Origin of the sequence: Ruminococcus sp. NK3A76 (assembly GCF_000686125.1) — a bacterium.
Lineage (GTDB): Bacteria > Bacillota > Clostridia > Oscillospirales > Ruminococcaceae > NK3A76.
Window position 1 is genome coordinate 2,682,893 of record NZ_JMMA01000002.1, and the last position, 17,186, is coordinate 2,700,078.

General features: G+C 48.5%; 13 protein-coding genes. 3 read left to right on the forward strand and 10 right to left on the reverse strand.

Annotation, left to right across the window (positions count from 1 at the left end; all coding sequences use genetic code 11):
- Nucleotides 1–6: 6 nt before the first annotated feature.
- Nucleotides 7–966: an ATP-binding protein gene (locus CD05_RS18590; RefSeq protein ID WP_051588999.1), complete on the reverse strand. Its 960-nt coding sequence runs from the start codon at nt 964–966 to the stop codon at nt 7–9.
- A gap of 13 nt (nt 967–979) precedes the next feature.
- Nucleotides 980–1,996 carry a DnaD domain protein gene (locus tag CD05_RS0112515; RefSeq protein ID WP_028510775.1) on the reverse strand — a complete coding sequence of 339 codons (1,017 nt, stop codon included), beginning with the start codon at nt 1,994–1,996 and terminating at the stop codon, nt 980–982.
- A 239-nt stretch (nt 1,997–2,235) separates the two neighbouring features.
- On the opposite strand from CD05_RS0112515, the gene CD05_RS0112520 reads away from it, so the two are divergent.
- From CD05_RS0112520 to CD05_RS0112530, 3 genes are read left to right on the forward strand one after another with little or no spacing between them, the layout of a single operon-like run.
- Complete coding sequence (locus tag CD05_RS0112520; RefSeq protein WP_028509370.1) at nt 2,236–2,538, forward strand: helix-turn-helix domain-containing protein; 303 nt, start codon at nt 2,236–2,238, stop codon at nt 2,536–2,538.
- 5 nt (nt 2,539–2,543) lie between these two features.
- Complete coding sequence (locus CD05_RS0112525; protein ID WP_242841265.1) at nt 2,544–3,431, forward strand: IS3 family transposase; 888 nt, start codon at nt 2,544–2,546, stop codon at nt 3,429–3,431.
- Between the two features lie 28 nt (nt 3,432–3,459).
- The gene (locus CD05_RS0112530) at nt 3,460–4,686 is read left to right on the forward strand and encodes an IS256 family transposase (RefSeq protein WP_028509299.1); all 1,227 of its coding nucleotides are present in this window, start codon (nt 3,460–3,462) and stop codon (nt 4,684–4,686) included.
- A gap of 678 nt (nt 4,687–5,364) precedes the next feature.
- Here the strand turns inward: CD05_RS0112530 and CD05_RS0112535 are convergent.
- From CD05_RS0112535 to CD05_RS18595, 8 genes are all read right to left on the reverse strand, one after another.
- Nucleotides 5,365–6,558, reverse strand: a complete 1,194-nt coding sequence (locus tag CD05_RS0112535; RefSeq protein ID WP_028510777.1) for a cation:proton antiporter — start codon at nt 6,556–6,558, stop codon at nt 5,365–5,367.
- Between the two features lie 565 nt (nt 6,559–7,123).
- A complete protein-coding gene (locus CD05_RS0112540) occupies nt 7,124–7,858 on the reverse strand; it encodes a TraX family protein (protein WP_028510778.1) in 735 nt (244 codons plus the stop codon).
- Nucleotides 7,859–7,860: 2 nt separating this feature from the next.
- The gene (locus tag CD05_RS0112545; RefSeq protein ID WP_028510779.1) at nt 7,861–9,570 is read right to left on the reverse strand and encodes an ABC transporter ATP-binding protein; all 1,710 of its coding nucleotides are present in this window, start codon (nt 9,568–9,570) and stop codon (nt 7,861–7,863) included.
- A complete protein-coding gene (locus CD05_RS0112550) occupies nt 9,570–9,830 on the reverse strand; it encodes a PqqD family protein (RefSeq protein ID WP_028510780.1) in 261 nt (86 codons plus the stop codon). The genes CD05_RS0112545 and CD05_RS0112550 overlap by 1 nt, the downstream gene beginning before the upstream one ends.
- A 547-nt stretch (nt 9,831–10,377) precedes the next feature.
- Nucleotides 10,378–11,247 carry a DUF6291 domain-containing protein gene (locus CD05_RS0112555; RefSeq protein ID WP_028510781.1) on the reverse strand — a complete coding sequence of 290 codons (870 nt, stop codon included), beginning with the start codon at nt 11,245–11,247 and terminating at the stop codon, nt 10,378–10,380.
- Between the two features lie 614 nt (nt 11,248–11,861).
- A complete protein-coding gene (locus CD05_RS0112565; protein WP_037323003.1) occupies nt 11,862–13,634 on the reverse strand; it encodes a dynamin family protein in 1,773 nt (590 codons plus the stop codon).
- A gap of 2 nt (nt 13,635–13,636) precedes the next feature.
- Nucleotides 13,637–14,647 carry a M48 family metalloprotease gene (locus tag CD05_RS0112570; protein WP_156947479.1) on the reverse strand — a complete coding sequence of 337 codons (1,011 nt, stop codon included), beginning with the start codon at nt 14,645–14,647 and terminating at the stop codon, nt 13,637–13,639.
- Nucleotides 14,648–14,747: 100 nt separating this feature from the next.
- Nucleotides 14,748–16,793 (reverse strand): dynamin family protein, encoded by a 2,046-nt coding sequence (locus CD05_RS18595; RefSeq protein WP_051589001.1) that lies wholly within the window; start codon nt 16,791–16,793, stop codon nt 14,748–14,750.
- Nucleotides 16,794–17,186: the final 393 nt, after the last annotated feature.

Consider the following 17,186-nt stretch of genomic DNA (forward strand, 5'->3'; position numbering starts at 1 on the left):
TTTATCTCACACGCTTTGCAGCCTGAGCCTTATGTCGTTCCCCGGGAAGGGGATAGTCGTGAATGTGCCTGTAAGGCGTGATGTTATGCGCTCGTTGTATCTTTTTCTTAAATCGTCTATGCTGAGGTTTGTTGAGATTATCGTCTGGCGTGCGTGCTCTGTGCGTGTATTTATGATGTTATACAGCACACTCTCTGTGTAGCTTGTGCGAAATTCAGCGCCTAAGTCGTCAATTATCAGCAGGTCGCAGCTCAGCATCGTGTTTTCGGTGTCGCCGTCGGCGTTTTTAAAGCGCTGGTCTTCTATCGCCTTGAAAAACTCATACGCCGTGCCAAAGCACACGGCAAACCCACGCTCTCTGAGCTCTGATGCTATGCACTGGGAAAGAAACGTCTTGCCCGTGCCTGTAGAGCCGTGGAAAAGCAGCGAGCGGCTGGCCTTTGACTGTGCCACATCGTCGCAGTAGCGCTTTAAGTAATCTATCAGCTTTTTCATGTGCTCTCTGTCCTGAGGGGTGGCGTAGATGTCTGTCCTTGCTTCAATAAAGCGCCTTACCGTTGCCTCGCCGCCCTGGCTCTCGACTGACAGCCGGCGCAGAAGCTCGCTCATGCACTCGCATCTTCTCCCCTCGACTACTCCCCTGTCTCTGCACTTTGGGCAGGTGTAGGGCGTATCAAGATAATCCTCGGGGTAGCCTTTTTCCCTGAGGCTCTTTCTTACGAATTCAAGGGCTGCCGTGCGGTCAGATTCTATGCGCTCAAGCACGCCGGGGTCGCTTATCTTCTTTGTGAGCATCTCGTTCATCAGCCTGAAAAACGTCCCACGCACCCTCATCTCGTTTTCATATATCTCAGGGCAGGATATCATCATCTCAGCGGTGCGCTGCCTGTTTATATCCTCAGCCTTCATACGCCGCTCGTCAATGATCCCCTGCGCCTTTTCAACTATCTCTCTGCTGTAAGCCATTTTGAATTCTCCCTTATGTAGTCAGCTTGTCAAAATCTATCGACCTTTCAAATTCCGCCACATCGCCGGCTGTTATGCCGCCGTCCTGTCCGGGCTTTTTCTCCTCACGGAATTTCTTACCCGCCTGCTCTGCCTGTGCAGGGGTGTGAATACCCTTTTCCTGCCAGCCGTGGAGTATCTTATCCATATACGGAAAGCTGAGCTTGCCTGTGTTGTCGATATTCTGCTCATAGGCAAGCCTTACCATGTCAAAGTCAAAGCCCATATCCTGCCACGAAGCGATATATGTGCGCTGCTTCTTTGTGGCAGCACCGTCAAGGCCTATGAGGCGCTTTATCTTCGCTTCAAACGAGTTATATCTGCCAAGGTTTATTATCTTGCGCTCTACTGCATCAAATTCGCTTATCCCCTCATCAAACCACTCCTGTGCGACCCTCAGGATATACGCCGTGCGGCATTTATCCAGGCTCTTGCAGTATTCGGCTATCATGAGGATACTTGCAGGGTCAAGCTCCAGGTGCTCATACATTTCAAGCACATCGCCGACGTTCGAGTGGGTAAGCTGTCTGCCCATAAGCTGCTCCATACTCTGCATAAGGCCGTTAAGGGCGTTGTCCTGCTCAATTTTTGCGGCTATCTCACGGGGGGTATATCTTACCTTTGCATTTCTTGATGTATCACGGGTAACAGGCGTTATCTCATCAGCCCTCACTGTCTGAACGGGTATCCCGGCAGCAGGCTGCAAGGCAGGCTTTATCTCCTGCGCAGGCTCAGCTTCCGCCCCAGTGAGCCCTGATGCTGTGAACACCCCGAGCTTTGAGAAATGTATAACGGCCTCTCTGACCGTCTGCTCGCTGACCCCTGCCATACCGGCGATATCCTCAGTCCTTATCTTCTCAGAGCCCAGGCAATAGATACACATAAGCACCTTTATCTGCTCGCCTGTACTTATTTTTATATATTCATCAACAACGCTCGCAGGCATCATAAACACCCTGCCGAGCATCGAAAACCCGAGTTTGACTTCCATATATTTCACATTCCCTTACACGCAGTTATACACAATTTATTATAGCACATTTTCAAGGCAAAGTCAATGAACTCCCCCGCCCCTGTCGGGGGAGAGTTAACAGGTAACAGGTAACAGGAGAAACGCTGCGCTTAGTGAAGAGTGAAGAGTGAAGAGTGAATAGTTGAGGTGAACCTGTATAATAAAACTACACATTTGAAGTTAATAATGATATAATATAAAAAAGGAGTTGGCTTCAAATGAGCACACATGGAGAAAACAGTCGGGAATTCAAATTTAAGATCATGGAACTGCACTTCAAAGATAACATATCTGTGAAAGTGTTATCCGAAAAATTCGCAATACCGGAGCAAACGATCTACACATGGCGCAGAGAGTACAGAAAGTACGGCGAGGATGCATTTGTAGGCTGTGGGAAACAGCGTCCGCAGGATGCAGAACTTAGGCGATTGAAGAAAGAAAACGAAAAGCTCAGGATGCAGGTAGAGATCTTAAAAAAAGTTGCGGCATATCAGGCAGAGCAAGAGTCAAAGAAAAGATAGATGACTTGCGGGCGAGAGGATTGGATAAATATCCGATCAATCTGGTATGTCAGACTCTCGGGATAAGTACAAGATCATATTATGACCGAAAGGAAAACCCTCACAGCAACAAAGAAAAAGAAGATCTGGAGCTTGTAGAGAAAATGCAGACGATCTTCGCTGAAAGCTATGAGGAGTATGGCAGAGTGCGTATGAAAAAAGCACTTGAAGAAGCCGGATACCCGATGAGTGAGGGGAAAGTCGGAAGGCTGATGCGTCAAGGAAATATGTACCCGAAAAAATGCAAAAAATATAGGGCAACGACCAACAGCAGGCACAAGTATCAAGTTGCAGAAAATCTTCTTGACCGCAATTTTAATGCTGATAAGCCAAACCGAAAGTGGTGCGGAGACAGCACTTACATATGGACAGACGAAGGCTGGCTGTACGCAGCAGGGATAATAGACCTATGTGCACGTGATTGTGTCGGATTAAGCTTTAGCAGCAAACACACGCAGGAACTGATGATCGATTCGCTTGATCAGGCATTCAAAAAATACAAGCCGGGCGAAGGACTGCTGTTCCATTCTGACCGAGGCGTGCAATATGCTTCCAATGCATACAAAAACAAGCTTCAAAAGTACAAGATGATCCAAAGTATGTCTCGAAGCGGTGTGCCATATGACAATGCACCTATGGAAAGCTTCTGGGCAACGGTCAAAAATGCCTGTGTACATGGCTGTAGGTTCAAAACGAGGAAGGAAGCCGAGCTAAAAATATTTGAATACGTCTTTGGCTTTTACAACACACATCGTTATCACAGCTCAAACGGCTTAAAAACGCCATATGAGCTCAGAAATGAAAGAGCCTCTGAAAAAAAGTCTGTAAAAAGTCAGCAAACTGTGATAAAATAGAATTAATATCACAGGAGGCTGATTTTTTATGGCAAGAAGAAAAAGAGAACCGATGAGCGAGGGCAAGAAGAACATAATAGGAATGCTGCTTGAGGAATACGACATCAAGTCGGCTAAGGATATTGAGGATGCCCTGAAAGACCTTCTCGGAGGAACGATCCAGGAAATGCTTGAATCCGAAATGGACGAGCATCTTGGATATCAGGAATATGAACGTTCCGACAATCCTGACTCTCGCAACGGAAAGAAAACCAAGAAGATACGCGGGAGCTTCGGCGAAACGGAAATAGAAGTGCCGCAGGATCGTGACGGCAGTTTTGAGCCAAAGGTCGTAAAGAAGCGACAGAAGGACATCTCAGGTATTGAGCAGAAGATAATTGCTCTGTATGCCAAAGGAATGACCACACGCCAAATAAGCGAAACTATCGAAGATATCTACGGATTTGAAGTCAGCGACGGTATGGTATCAGATATCACAGACCGCCTTCTGCCGCAGATAGAGGACTGGCAGAAACGTCCATTGGACGAAGTATATCCGATAGTATTCATCGATGCTGTACACTTCTCAGTGCGTGATAACGGACAGATCAGGAAGCTTGCCGCATATGTGATCCTTGCTGTCAGCATGACAGGTCACAAGGAAGTTCTTTCAATACATATCGGTGAAAACGAGAGCGCCAAGTACTGGCTCGGCGTTCTGAACGAGCTGAAAAATCGCGGAGTTAAGGATATTCTCGTCATCTGCGCAGACGGTCTTACAGGCATGAAAGAAGCTGTATCAGCAGCTTTTCCGCAAACTGAGCTACAGCGCTGCATCGTTCATCAGGTAAGAAATACGCTGAAATACGTTGGAGAGAAGAACAAGAAGGAGTTCGCAAACGACCTGAAAACGATCTATCATGCGCCTTCCGAGGATGCTGCTCTGGAAGCTCTCGACTGTGTTACTGAAAAATGGGAAGACGATTATCCTAACGCTATGAAGAGCTGGTACAAGAACTGGGACGTAATATCACCGATCTTCAAGTTCTCAGCTGATGTCAGAAAGGTGATTTATACCACCAACGCAATAGAGAGTCTTAACAGCGGCTATCGCCGTCTGAACAAGCAGAGAAGCGTATTTCCAAGCGATACAGCGCTCCTGAAGGCTTTGTATCTTGCAACGCATGAGATAGCTAAGAAATGGACCATGCCGCTGCGAAACTGGGGCAAAGTTCTGGGCGAGCTTGAGATCATGTACCCCGACAGGATCGGCTGATATCCAAAGAACCTTGACAAATTACAGTATCTATTGTATACTGTAAAAAAATTGGAGCGGCTATTTTCAAGCCGCTCACAACTTAACGTTTTTATCACAGTTTTTGAATTTACAGAGTTTTTTTCGCAGAGCCAAATGAAAAGCTTTCTATTGGCTGATATCAATAGTTTTATTAACTTTATGTGTGCAGAAAACTTGACAGGTTCAGAGGTGCGCCTGACGGCGACATATGGCCATTCGGCCAAGAGCCGCCGAAGGCGGCGAACCGAAGGGTCGAGGGGCGACCGGAAAGCCCCTCGTGTATCCCCTGAGAACGAGAGAGCCGCCTTGAAGGAAAGCTGACCCCACAATTTAGCTAAAGGGGTAGTCTCTCGCTTTGTTCACGCTACGGTAGGGGGGCTTTCCGGTCGCCCCCCTGCGTCAGCGTAGCTGCCGCTCACCCCCTTCGGACTTGCCTTTCCTCGGTCACATATTGCCCGAATGGGCATAATCGCCGCAGGCGCACATCAACTATTCACTATTCATTCTTCACTATTCACTATTCACTAAGCGAAGCGTTACCGCCCGAATGGGCATCTGCGCCGCAGGCGCTCCTCAACTGTTACCTGTTACCTGTAACCTGTTACCTGAATATGGCCTGTTACCTGTTAACTGAAAAAAGCCCCTCTCGGGGCTTTTTCAGACGGCGTCTGCCGGTTCGGGGGCTTTGTCATGGTGATAGAGAGCTTTAAGCAGTATCGGTGTCGAAACTGAGGATACGATGATGAGAAGTATCACGCTGGCAAAGTATTTTGAGTCGAGAAGCCCTACGGATAAGCCTTTCTGCGCTACGATGAGCGCTACCTCGCCTCTCGTCATCATGCCTACGCCGACTTTCAGACTGTCGCTTGCCTTGAAGCCCATCAGCCTTGCTGTCAGGCCGCAGCCTATCACCTTGGCAAGAAGTGCAACGAGCACAAATCCTACAGAGAAAAGCAAAAGGTCTGCGTTGAAGCCGCTCAGTGTCGTCTTAAGGCCTATGCTTGCAAAGAATACAGGACCGAAGAACATATATGAGTTTATGTCAACACGCCTTGCGATGTAGTCCGAGTCGGTCAGGCTGCAAAGGATAAGGCCTGCAACGTATGCGCCTGTGATGTCGGCAATGCCGAAAAACGCTTCAGCTGCGAATGCTAAGAACATACACAGCGCAAGCCCGAGTATCGGTATCCTCCTCTGGTGGGGGTAGCGCTTGTCTATCTTCTTGAAGATGTAGTAGGTCAGGAAGCCCACCGCAAAAGAAAACACAAAGAACAGCCCCGTGTGCCACAGCACGCTTGACGGCTTGCTGTCGGGGTCTTTGAAGCCGATAACGAATGTCAGCACGATGATGCCTATAACGTCGTCTATTATGGCAGCGCTTAGGATAAGCGTGCCGATAGTGCCTTTTAGCTTGCCGAGCTCTTTAAGTGTCTCGACTGTTATGCTGACACTTGTAGCGGTCATGATAGTGCCGATAAATACAGCACGCATGAACTTCTCGCTCCCCACCGCCCCGAAGCCGTAGAAAGCGCTGTAGAGCAGTGTTCCGCCGATAAGCGGCACAAAAACTCCCACACAGGCGATAAGCAGCGCCTTAGGGCCTGTTTTTATGAGGTCTTTAAGGTTTGTTGTAAGTCCTGCGCCGAACATTAGCATAACGACGCCTATCTCGGCTATGAGCTTCAGATAATCAGAGTCGCTCACCACACCGAGCACGCAGGGGCCGATAAGCAGACCTGCGATTATCTCACCCACGACCTGCGGAGCTTTAAGTTTAGCCGCCAGCAATCCGAACAGCTTTGCCGAAACTATTATCACCGCAAGGTCACGGAAAAATTCTATCCTATCCAAGTTTATCTTCCTTTCTTTTTTAATGCATAATGCTTTTTTTAATGCATAATGCTTATTCAATGCATAATGCATAATGCATAATGCATAATTGAGGTGTGCGGCACAGCCGCACGATATGCCCATTCGGGCGAAATGTGACTGAGGAAAGGTCAGTCCGAAGGGGGTGGCGCAGGCGAAGCCGGAGCAGGGGTGGCGCATGAGCTGTCTGCGACAGCTCGAAAGCCCCCCTACCCGTAGCGTGAACAAAGCGAGAGACTACCCCTTTAGCTGATTTGTCCGGGCGCTTACCTTCAAGGGCGCTCTCTCGTCCTTAGGGGGTACACCGAGGGGCTTTCCGGTCGCCCCTCGACCCTTCGGATATGCGCCTGCGGCGCACACCTTAATTATTCACTATTCATTCTTCACTATTCACTATTCACTGAGCGCAGCATTACCGGCCGAATGGCCATAACGTCCTGCGCAAGCAGGACACCACAACTGTTACCTGTTACCTGTTAACTGTTAACTGACCAAGCGCAGCGTTTCTCCTGTTACCTGAAAAAAGCCCCCTGTCCGGGGGCAAAGCTCAGTTGTAGCCAAACGTGTTCAGCCTTATCAGATATATAATGAATATGTGCAGCGGATATGCCACATAGAATGCGTATTTCAAGGCCTTGCCTTTGATAAATCCCCTCTCGCCGTTGTAAAGGTTTATCGGGATAAACGCAATTATCGCCGCATATGCAGAGCTTACCATGCAGCTGCCGAGTATCGCCTGTAAGACCTTCTTGTCTCTCAGGACGTATATGAGTACGATAAGCGCAAAGCCCCTGCAGCCGTAGTCGCACCTGAGCACTAAGCTTATACCGAACAGCGCCAAAAGACTTAAAAGCAGCCTTTGCGTGTCTTCCTTGTATTTTTCAACAGCGCAAATGCCTAAGTATCCTAAAAAGAGTGTGAAGAATACATTCTGTGTCGGGTGGGTAAGATGCCCTGAGTGCTCTAAGTTCCACGGTATCTCGGATATCAGCGCAAATATCAGGAGACTTATGCCGTAGCGCTTTCTGTCGTGGGTGTGTATAAACCCTTCGGTGATAAGAAAGCAGTATATCGGAAACGCTATCCTGCCTATCATTCTTGACACCGCATACAGCGTCAGGCCGTGTGAGCCTATGCTCAAAAAGGGCGTCATGCCAAGCTCTGAGCGGCTTAGCAGTATCGACCCCACATGGTCGCACATCATCGTGAAAAGCGCTATCAGCTTAAGTGTGCTGCCCGAGAGCACCTTCATGCTCTCAAACCTTTTGAACAACGCTTCCATACTCAGCCCACAACTCCGTTATCATCAAATTCTATCACCCTGTCGCATATGCTCAGCGCCGCAGGGCGGTGGGTGACTATGACCACCGTCTTGTCTGTCATCTGCCGCAGGTTTTCAAGCATCTGGCGCTCGGTGTTCTCATCAAGGGCGCTCGTCGCCTCGTCAAGCAGCAGTATCGGGCTGCCCGAATATATAGCTCTTGCCACGGCTATGCGCTGCATCTGACCCTCTGAGAGTCCTGTGCCACGCTCGCCGAGAAGTGTGTCCACACCGTCTTCAAGCTCGCCTACAAAGCCGTCTGCGCAGGCTATCCTGAGCGCTTCGTTTATGCGCTCGTCGTTATTCCTATCCTCAGGCTGCGCAAAGCAGACAACATCTCTTATCGTGCCGCTCATGAGCCTGTTTCCCTGCGGAACGTAGGCAAAGAGCCTGTGGTAAAGCGCCGACAGAGGCTCTTCCCTGCCGCCTGAGAGCTTTATATACCTCTCTCCGCCGTCAAGCCTGTATATGCACATAAGCAGCTTTAAAACAGTGCTCTTGCCGCAGCCGCTGTGGCCTGTAAATGCGACAAACTGCCCCTTGTTAAGCTCTACAGATATCTTGTCAAGGACTTTCGGCATATTCTCCTTAGTAAGCTCTCCTATGCTCGAACAGCTCGCATAGTAAGCAAAATCGGCAGCACGCAGACCGAAGCTGACAAGCTCGTCCTTGTAAATGCCGTTTATCTTTTCGATGTCAAGCGGCTCCTGCTCGATATCGTCTTCAAAATCCTCTATCTCCATAAGCCTTTCGGCACTTGCTATCATAGCGTAATACTTCGGCAGATAGCCTGTGATGTTTGCAAAGGGCGCCTGTATCTGCGAGATAAGCTGTGTTATCGCAGTAAGCGTGCCGTATGTCACCCTGCCGACAAGTATACCGTAGCCGCAGTAGCAGACACCGAAAAGGTACATCCCGTCCATGATAAAGTTAAAGCCGATGTTTGAGAAGTTGGAGAAGTAATTTCTCCTCATCCTCATCTTCTTGTGGTCGGTCATCTTCTCCTCAGCCTGCTGCCTTGTGCTGCTCTCAGCCGCAAAGGAGCGTATCATCATAAGAGAGCCTATCCTCTCCTGCAAAAACACCCTGAGCCTGCCGTCAGCCTCCTGTATACGCTTATGCAGGCGTTTGAGCACCTTACGAAAGCCGTATGTGACGAACATCATGAGTATACCGCCCGGAATGAACACGAAAGCGAACCTGTAATCAAGCAGCGTTATCATAACAAGAGCGCTTATCATCTTGACTATCATGCCGATAAGCCCCGGGAGTATCTCGACATAGCTCTGTGATATGACCACCGTATCATTGGTAAGGCGGTTGAGCCACTCACCCGAATGAACGGCACTCACCGCCGAGAAATCCTTCTTTAGTATCTGCGAGAGCAGCCGCCGCTTGAAGATATTCTCTATCTCCGCCCTTGAAAGCTCATTGAGCCACCTGATAAGCGCTTTGAGCGTTATCTGCACGAGCACGAGCCCGACTATCATCAGAGCAGCCGTTACGAAAGCTCCCTTATCGTGCTCGGTGGCACTGTCTACGATATTGCGCAGAAACAGTGCATACAAAACGCCCGAGCTGCCGTTTAGCGCCTGTATTATGATAAGTGCAAGTATATACAGCTTTTTTCTGCCGCTGGCCTTATAGAGCCATTTTACAGCGCTGTTCTCCATTATTTTTCTAAAGCGCCTATATTCTTGAGTTCAATGAGCACCTTTCTTACGTCCTTTTCGATAACGCCGTCGGGTGCTTCATACTTAGCCCTGAGAGCCCTGACTATCTCAGCCTCGGTAGTATCCTCCTTGAGAAGCTCAAATATCTCCCCTGTGGTCTTGTTGCCCTTCACCATGCCCGAAAAGCTCGCCTTACCGGTCGATACGAGCATAGCCTCATTTTCTGTATTGTGAGTTATGAATTCCTTTTTTAATTTCATATCTTTGCTCCTTCTATATTGATTATAGGGCATTTCTAAAAACCCGTTTGGTCAAGGAAAAAGCTGATAGGTGCGTCAGATGCAAGGAAAGACCTCGCAGGCGTGCTGTCGCACTACAAGAGGGCTTGACACAGCATATGACGTACATAGCTGCTTTTTCTCAAAAGGGGTTTTTAGAGATGCCCTATAGCATACATAGACATTATACCACATTTTTTTGGCAGTTGCAAGAGCTTTGGGAAGTTTTTTTCAATGCACGGTGCTATTGCAATGCATAATGCTTTTTCAATGCATAATTAAGAATGCATAATGCATAATTGAGGTGTCCGCCGTTGGCGGACAGATGGCCATTCGGCCTGTTGGTCGGACGATTTCAGCTAAATCGCAGGACTTGCCCCCTAAGGGGGCAGTCTTCGTCTTCTTCCTCATCTCAGTGTGTGGGGGCATACCCGAAGGGGGTGGCGGCAGCTCCGCTGACGCAGGGGGGCGACCGGAAAGCCCCCCTACCCGTAGCGTAGGATAAGCGAGAGACTGCCCTTGAAGGCAATCAAGTGGATAAGGTGTCAAAATCCAGCGTAGCCTCAAACTCCGCTACTCGCCTTGCAAGCTCTTTCGCTTCCCTGTCTATCCTCTCCCTCTCACTCTCAGAGTGATTTCTGTAGCCGTATGAGCCGCCCGAGTACCCCCGGTCATAGTAACCGGGCTTCCTGCCGTCTTCACGAAGCCACTTCTTAATAGTGCGGCAGGGGTCTTTCATAAAGCGGCGGTTCTCCTGCTGCCAGGCAGATATGCGGTCAATGTACCGTTCGATCTGCTGACGGTCGGACATATTGAAAAGTTCTTCCTTGTCCTCGTCAGAAAAAATGACACGGGAAAAATCTTCACGATATGACGACAAGGACGACGAAGACAGGGAAGACGACTTGTCATTGTCTTCTTCATTTACGTCTTCATTAACAGTGACAGTCTCATTGACATTTTCATTTACATCTTCATTGACATTTACATCTTCATTAACAGTAACATTAACATTGTCATTTACATTTACATTATCATTTACATTAACAGCTTGTTTTGCTTGTTTATTCAAGCAATTGGTTGTTTTGGTTGTTTTGCTTGTTTTGTTTGTTTTTGATGCATTCTTATTGCCCTTAGGCGCACCACCTTTAGAACCTGATATACTTCTGAGTTCTCTTATTTCGTCCCACTTTTCCGCATCACGGATAAAGCATTCTTTCATCATATTGAAGATGATCCTCAGCGACCTATCGGGAAGCTCTATCTCCTCACCTGCGGTAGTGAACGCATAGATCGCTCTGAGCAGCTGGCCGAGTTCAGCATCGTCGAATTCCTGCAAGCTATTGCCCCAGTCGTTATACATCACAAAGCTCTTATGTTCATTTCTCTTTTCTGCCATTTTGATTCGCTCCTTTTTTAGTATTGAAGAAAAAAGTCCTTCTACTAATAGTGCAAAAAGGGGCATTTGTTGCATAGTTTGATGCAACAAGTGAGAGAGAAATTTTTGAAAAGGGAAAAGTTTGTGTGATGTTACAAATTTAGGTGGGGAAATATGGCTAAAAGCGACAAAGAAAACGGTGTACCCCTTGGGAACGAGAGAGCAGCCTTGAAGGCAATCTTCCGGACAAATCAGCTAAAGGGGTAGTCTCTCGCTTATCCTACGCTACGGTAGGGGGGCTTTCCGGTCGCCCCCCTGCGTCAGCGAAGCTGCCGCCACCCCCTTCGGGGATATCCCAACACACTGAGTTGAGGAAGACGAAGACGAAGACAACGACGAAGACAGCCCCCTTCGGACTTGCCTTTCCTCGGTCACATACCGCCCGAATGGGCATAAGCGGCTTTGCCGCACCTGGGCTATTCACTATTCACTCTTCACTATTCACTATTCACTGAGCGAAGCGTTTCTCCTGTTACCTGTTACCTGTAACCTGTTACCTGAAAAAAAGCCCTCCCTCCGCATAAAGCGAAGGGAGAGCTTTCCCTATAATATTCAGTGGTAAGTCGTGGACGGGGTCAGTCGTCGTATTTGGCGAGTATCCTTGCAGGCTCTTTGAGAATGGACATCGCAGTTTCAAGGGCATCGCTCACGTCTTCGTACTTGAAGGAGGAGGATACTTCCTTTGCGTGGTCAAGAGCTGCCCTGCCTATCTCGGTCTGATACTTGCATATAGATTCGAGCTGCTTGACGGCCTTTGTTTCAAGGTCCTGGTAAACGAGCTTGATGTCGTTTACTATGTTTATCCTGATGTCATCGTAGTTTTCAAGCGCTATGTCGATGATGTCGGTCGTCTGCTTTTTCTTTTTGAGTATCTGTGAGAATGATGTCATGGTCGCCGGCGGGAATGTCTCGCTCGTGCCGAACAGCTTGACACCCATTACCGAGCGTGTCACGTTCTTGTTCATGCTCATCATTATCCTGTCAACACTCGTGGACTGGGTGACTTCCGAGAGGTCGGCTATGCCCAGCTTCTGCGCAAGCTCTGCCGATATCGTCTCTATCACCTTTCTTATCGACTCACGGTGCATCTCTATGCAGGCACGGTAAGCCTCGCCCACCTTTTCCATGAGGAAGGGGTAGAAGAATTTCTCTATGTCCTCAGCACTGTATACAGGCTCGCCGTTTTCGTCCTTGTCAAGACATTCGAGTATGCTCTTTCGCAGCTTTGCAAAGAATTCGTACATCCACTGCTCTGCCTGCTGCTGCATCTCGGTTATGCTAAGATGTAAAAGCGGCTTTTTCTGCTCCAAGGCCTGCTCTATCTTCTGAGCCTCTGTCTCAAAGTCGTTTGCTACAGCTTCGAGCTTCTGCCGATCAAGCGCACTCATTTCATAGAAAAGGTTCATCTTGGCAGCCGTCTCATCTACCATTTGTCTGAGCATCGAGATGACACGCTTTGTGCGTATTATGTCCTTTTTGAGCATTATGTCACGCTTAAGAGACAGCTCGAACTGGAAAAACTGGTTCTCGTAGAATTCCCTCGTGCCCTTGTCAGCAGGGCGCTTCTGGTTCATCTTTCTTGCCAGCTCGTCAAAGCCGCTTATGCCGTAAACAAAGGCATTTGGCACTATTTCAGCCGCTATGCCCTCAAAGCGGTTCATTATCTTGTCAACGTCCTCCTGAGTGTTAAGAGCGTCTATCATATTCACAAGGATATAAAGCATACCGAACCTCTGCGGCTGGATATGCGAGCCTAAGAACACCTGCTCGCTCTCGGAGAAGGGCAGCAGCGCAGATGTCGCATACATAACGGCATCGGCATTCACAAGATAGTCAGTCACCTGCTTGTCGAGGTCGTCAAGGTCGGAAAGACCGGGGGTATCGACTATCCTCATCTCTTTGAGTATGGGAGAGTTGTCCTTTATGTCGAGATAATCTATCTTTCCGGGGAAGAATTTCTGCCTTGCCTCTAATCTTTCACGGGTGGTGTCACGCATGGTCAGGCGCATTCTCTTGCCGTTGTCAAAAACAGCCTCAACGCCCTGCACACGGCCGTAGGTTATCTCGTTTATCGTGTATGTCTCGGGCGATATGTTCATGGGAGCAAGCTCCTTGCCGAGCAGAGCGTTTATTATAGTGCTCTTGCCCCTCTTGAACTCGCCCAGGATAACGAGAGTGAACGGCTCGTTCGAGCGCTTTTCTATCAGCTCGTCCCATTCGACCAGGCTCTTGATGAAGTCTTCGCCGAGGATCTTTGATATCATCTCGTCGTCGATTATCATTTTAAGCCTTGCTCTTACCTTTTCTATATCCTCGTGTGAATCAGCGTAAATATTCTTATCTTCCAAATTCACACCTCCGAATCCGAGCCCATGATGAGGTTGCAGCGGATATCGCACATCTGCTGCGAGCGGAGCTGGTAGTTAGGCCGCTTAAGGTCCATGCGCCACTTGTACAGCGTCACGCAGTCAAGGAAATCCATGCCTGCTATGACACGCTTCCTGATAGAAGAGAGCGACTTGTCAACCGTTATATTTCTCGGGTCCTTCTCGTCCTTTATCTTCTCATAGGCATCAAGTATCTTTTCAAAGCCCATAGTCTCGTTCTTTCTGCCGAAGAAGTCAACAAAGCCTTTTTCAAACAGGTCGCATATCAGCTTGCCGTAGTGCGCAGGCTCGTCAAGGCATATCATGCCTGCCCTGTCGGTGGTCAGGTCTGCATACTTGACCCATTCGAGCAGCGTATGCACGAGCGAATTGCCCACAGTGCCCTTGTAGCTGCGCTCCTTGGGGCGGTAGCAGAGCTTGTTGTAGTTAAGATATGTGAATGCAAAGCTGAATGCCGTGTGGTTGTTTTGCAGTCTGCCGCACTCGCAGCCTATGAGGAACTGTAATTCCTCGCTGCTGCAAAGTGTAAGCAGCCCTGTCGAGATAACTATCGAGGGCTCGAAGCTGTCGCTTGTGAGCGAGTATATCCTCGGTTCATCATCTTCCTTTATAAGCACGATAGGCGGATTTAGCTCCAGCCTTTCGGTGCATTTTTTGAGTATATCGTACACCTCGGGGTATTTGAGGTTGCCTGCCTGCACGCAGGTCATAAAGCAGTCCTTGCCCTCAGCGGAGATATCGCCTGTTGTGACAGCCCTGTAGAGCCTGCCCCAGCCGATTATGCCCGAGAGCTTCTGCCGCAGTGCGAAATCCGAATCGAGCGCATAGTCGAGCGAGCCGCCGACAACGTGGTTGTCAAAGCTCCTCGTATAGACGTTGAGGTAAGTGCGAAAGCTCGTATCTATCTTAAGCAGAGGGTTCTGCACCTCTGTCGTCGTCGCAGTATTCTCCTGTGTGAGAGAATCAGCCATCATATATCACCTTCTTTAAAATAACAGACTTGTTTTGATACTAAGGCAACTCCGCACACAAAGGCCAGAGCCGGTGGTCGTGCGGTGTTGCCCTAAGAGAGCATCATTCGCTCTCCTCGGTAAGAGCCTTTCTGAGCGCATATGCGTCAGATACTATCTTACTTGCCTTTTCGGCTATATCATGCAGCCTGTCCATTTCCTTTTCGGAGATATGGCTCTTTTCTGCCTTCATATTGTTGAGATTGTCAAGAGTTTCCTGTGTGTCACGGAGTATTATCTCAGTCTCGTCCTCTATCTTGGTCTTAAGGCCTTCAAATGCGGTGAATACCTGCTTTCTGACAGTTTCTGTGAAGTCGTTGTTGAGCTTCATCTCGTGGAACTGCTTTCTCACCTGTGTCTTGAAGTTTGTCTTGTACTTATCTATCCTCTCGTTTACGAGCAGCTTGTCTATAGCAAAGGAGCTCGTGAAAGTGCCTGCAAGGCCTGCAAGTGCCATAAGGCAGAGAGTTACAGGAGCTGATGCAAGGCCTATGAATGAAGCGAGCATCATAGCGGCATAGTAAGTAGCAGAGAAGCCTGCAAACGCCGTAGCGCCGCCAAGCAGAGCACCCTTGACACCTGCTTCACGGAAGCCTAAGAATGCGCCGCCGACACCGAACGAGCCGATAGCCGCACCTGTGACCTTATCAGCGATACCGCCGTTTTTAGACACTCTGTCAGACACTGCGAACATCTGCTGTATCTTAGTTACCGACTCGAAGAACTCGTCCTCGAAGTCCTGAAGTCTCTCAGCCTCGACGTTTATTGCGACGTTGATAGAATTCTGTATCTGCTCGCAGATGAGCTGTGCCCTTGTCTCGATGTTTTCCTTTATCTTATCGGTCAGCTTGCTGGTGACTACCTTGAGCCTGTCCTTCTTGAAGTCATCAGACGACATCTGGAAGTTATCTATTACCTCCATAGCTGCGTTCTCGATATTTGACCAGTAGCTGTCAAGCACAGGCTGCAGGTCGGAGAACACCTTATTAGCAGCGTCGGTTATCTTGACGAACTCCTGTCTCTTTTTATTTCTTATCGACTCTATCTCATCAATAGCAGCCGAATACTTCTTCATGAACTCATCGTTCTCCATCATGAGGGCGTTTTCCTGCATGACGACGCTTCTCATTATCTCAGTACCCGAGTTGGTTATCTTATTAGCGAGTATCTGGAGAGCGATAACGCCCCTCTCCTTGGTGAGCATTGTCTCGAGAGCCTTTTCAAACTCAGGGAAATTACTTTCTTCAAGCAGGTTGGGGTCTTCTATCTTCTTGGCTGTGAGGGCACGCTTGGCATACACGCCTATTACCCTGGGCGTGCCTATCTTACGCTTATATGCTGCGAACTCTCTCGAATCCTCGCCCATTACCTTCTTGGCCTTTTCCATGACGTAACGGGTGATCCTCGTTCTTACAGTCTCGACTATCTTGTTCTCGTCTTCTCTTGCAAATGTGCCGAAGCAGTTTACAACAAAGATTATCCTGCCGACATCTGATGTGAGCATCTTCTTCTCCAAGAAGTCCTTTTCAAACTGCGAGAAGGGGCTGTTTGCAGAAATGACAAAGACCGCCGCATCTATCTTGGGAAGGATAGAAAGTGTGACGTTGGTCATCTGCTCGTCATCGTTGAGGCCGGGGGTGTCTATGATATCAACGTTGTTCTTGCAGAACTCGGTATCATAGTAAACGGTCGCTTCCTTTACGGTCTCGGCCTTTTCCTCGCTCTCTGCGGTGAGCTTTGTGACATAGTCTGCGAGCTTGTCGATATCGACTCTTTCATGCGTGCCGTTTTTATACTCTACCGACACATACGGGTCAGTCGAATAGGTGACACGGTTGAGTGTCGCTGTGGCAGGCAGAACGTCAGCAGGAAGCACCTCCTGCCCGAGCAGGGCGTTTATCAGCGTGCTCTTGCCTCGTTTGAATTCGCCGACTATTGCGACTTCAAAATGCTCGTCGCTCGTCTTTTCTATCGTTTCCTTGATGGAATCGGCGGTATTGGGGAGCTGCACTCCCTCGCTAAGCTCAAGAAGCGTCTTAAGATTAGCGGTAAGCTCAGTAACTGTTTTACGGTAGGCAGCGTACCCGCCGTAGTCGATCAGCTTATCCATTTTTGACCTCCAGACATTATGATTTGCACTGTTTGAGTGCGGTTATTACTATGCTTGATATGACCTGTCACACCTTTATTTTTTTTTAGCTGACGGCCTTCGGGTCAAATGAAAAACGCTCATCTTCCTGTACAAAATTTTACACTGCGGCTTTTTATTTATATTACCACAGATATCATTATAGCACAATGCAAAGTGAATTGTCAATAAATTAGTCAATATGTATAAAAAATATAGGCGGTTGCACAATATATAGTACCCGAAATACAGCACTTTGCCCAAATGGTGTATAGCAAGGCGGCTTGACAAATAATTCTTGGGCAACACCGCACAAAGATTGTGGTACAGTATACGGTTGCTTAGCTTTGCTAAGCACGCAGATTTATCGTCAGA

Excerpts from the sequence above, each read along its gene's own strand:
- CD05_RS18590 (WP_051588999.1), bottom strand. The coding sequence starts at position 966 with ATGGCTTACAGCAGAGAGATAGTTGAAAAGGCGCAGGGGATCATTGAC.
- CD05_RS0112515 (WP_028510775.1), bottom strand. The coding sequence starts at position 1,996 with ATGGAAGTCAAACTCGGGTTTTCGATGCTCGGCAGGGTGTTTATGATG.
- CD05_RS0112520 (WP_028509370.1), top strand. The coding sequence starts at position 2,236 with ATGAGCACACATGGAGAAAACAGTCGGGAATTCAAATTTAAGATCATG.
- CD05_RS0112530 (WP_028509299.1), top strand. The coding sequence starts at position 3,460 with ATGGCAAGAAGAAAAAGAGAACCGATGAGCGAGGGCAAGAAGAACATA.
- CD05_RS0112540 (WP_028510778.1), bottom strand. The coding sequence starts at position 7,858 with ATGGAAGCGTTGTTCAAAAGGTTTGAGAGCATGAAGGTGCTCTCGGGC.
- CD05_RS0112545 (WP_028510779.1), bottom strand. The coding sequence starts at position 9,570 with ATGGAGAACAGCGCTGTAAAATGGCTCTATAAGGCCAGCGGCAGAAAA.
- CD05_RS0112550 (WP_028510780.1), bottom strand. The coding sequence starts at position 9,830 with ATGAAATTAAAAAAGGAATTCATAACTCACAATACAGAAAATGAGGCT.
- CD05_RS0112555 (WP_028510781.1), bottom strand. The coding sequence starts at position 11,247 with ATGGCAGAAAAGAGAAATGAACATAAGAGCTTTGTGATGTATAACGAC.
- CD05_RS0112570 (WP_156947479.1), bottom strand. The coding sequence starts at position 14,647 with ATGATGGCTGATTCTCTCACACAGGAGAATACTGCGACGACGACAGAG.
- CD05_RS18595 (WP_051589001.1), bottom strand. The coding sequence starts at position 16,793 with ATGGATAAGCTGATCGACTACGGCGGGTACGCTGCCTACCGTAAAACA.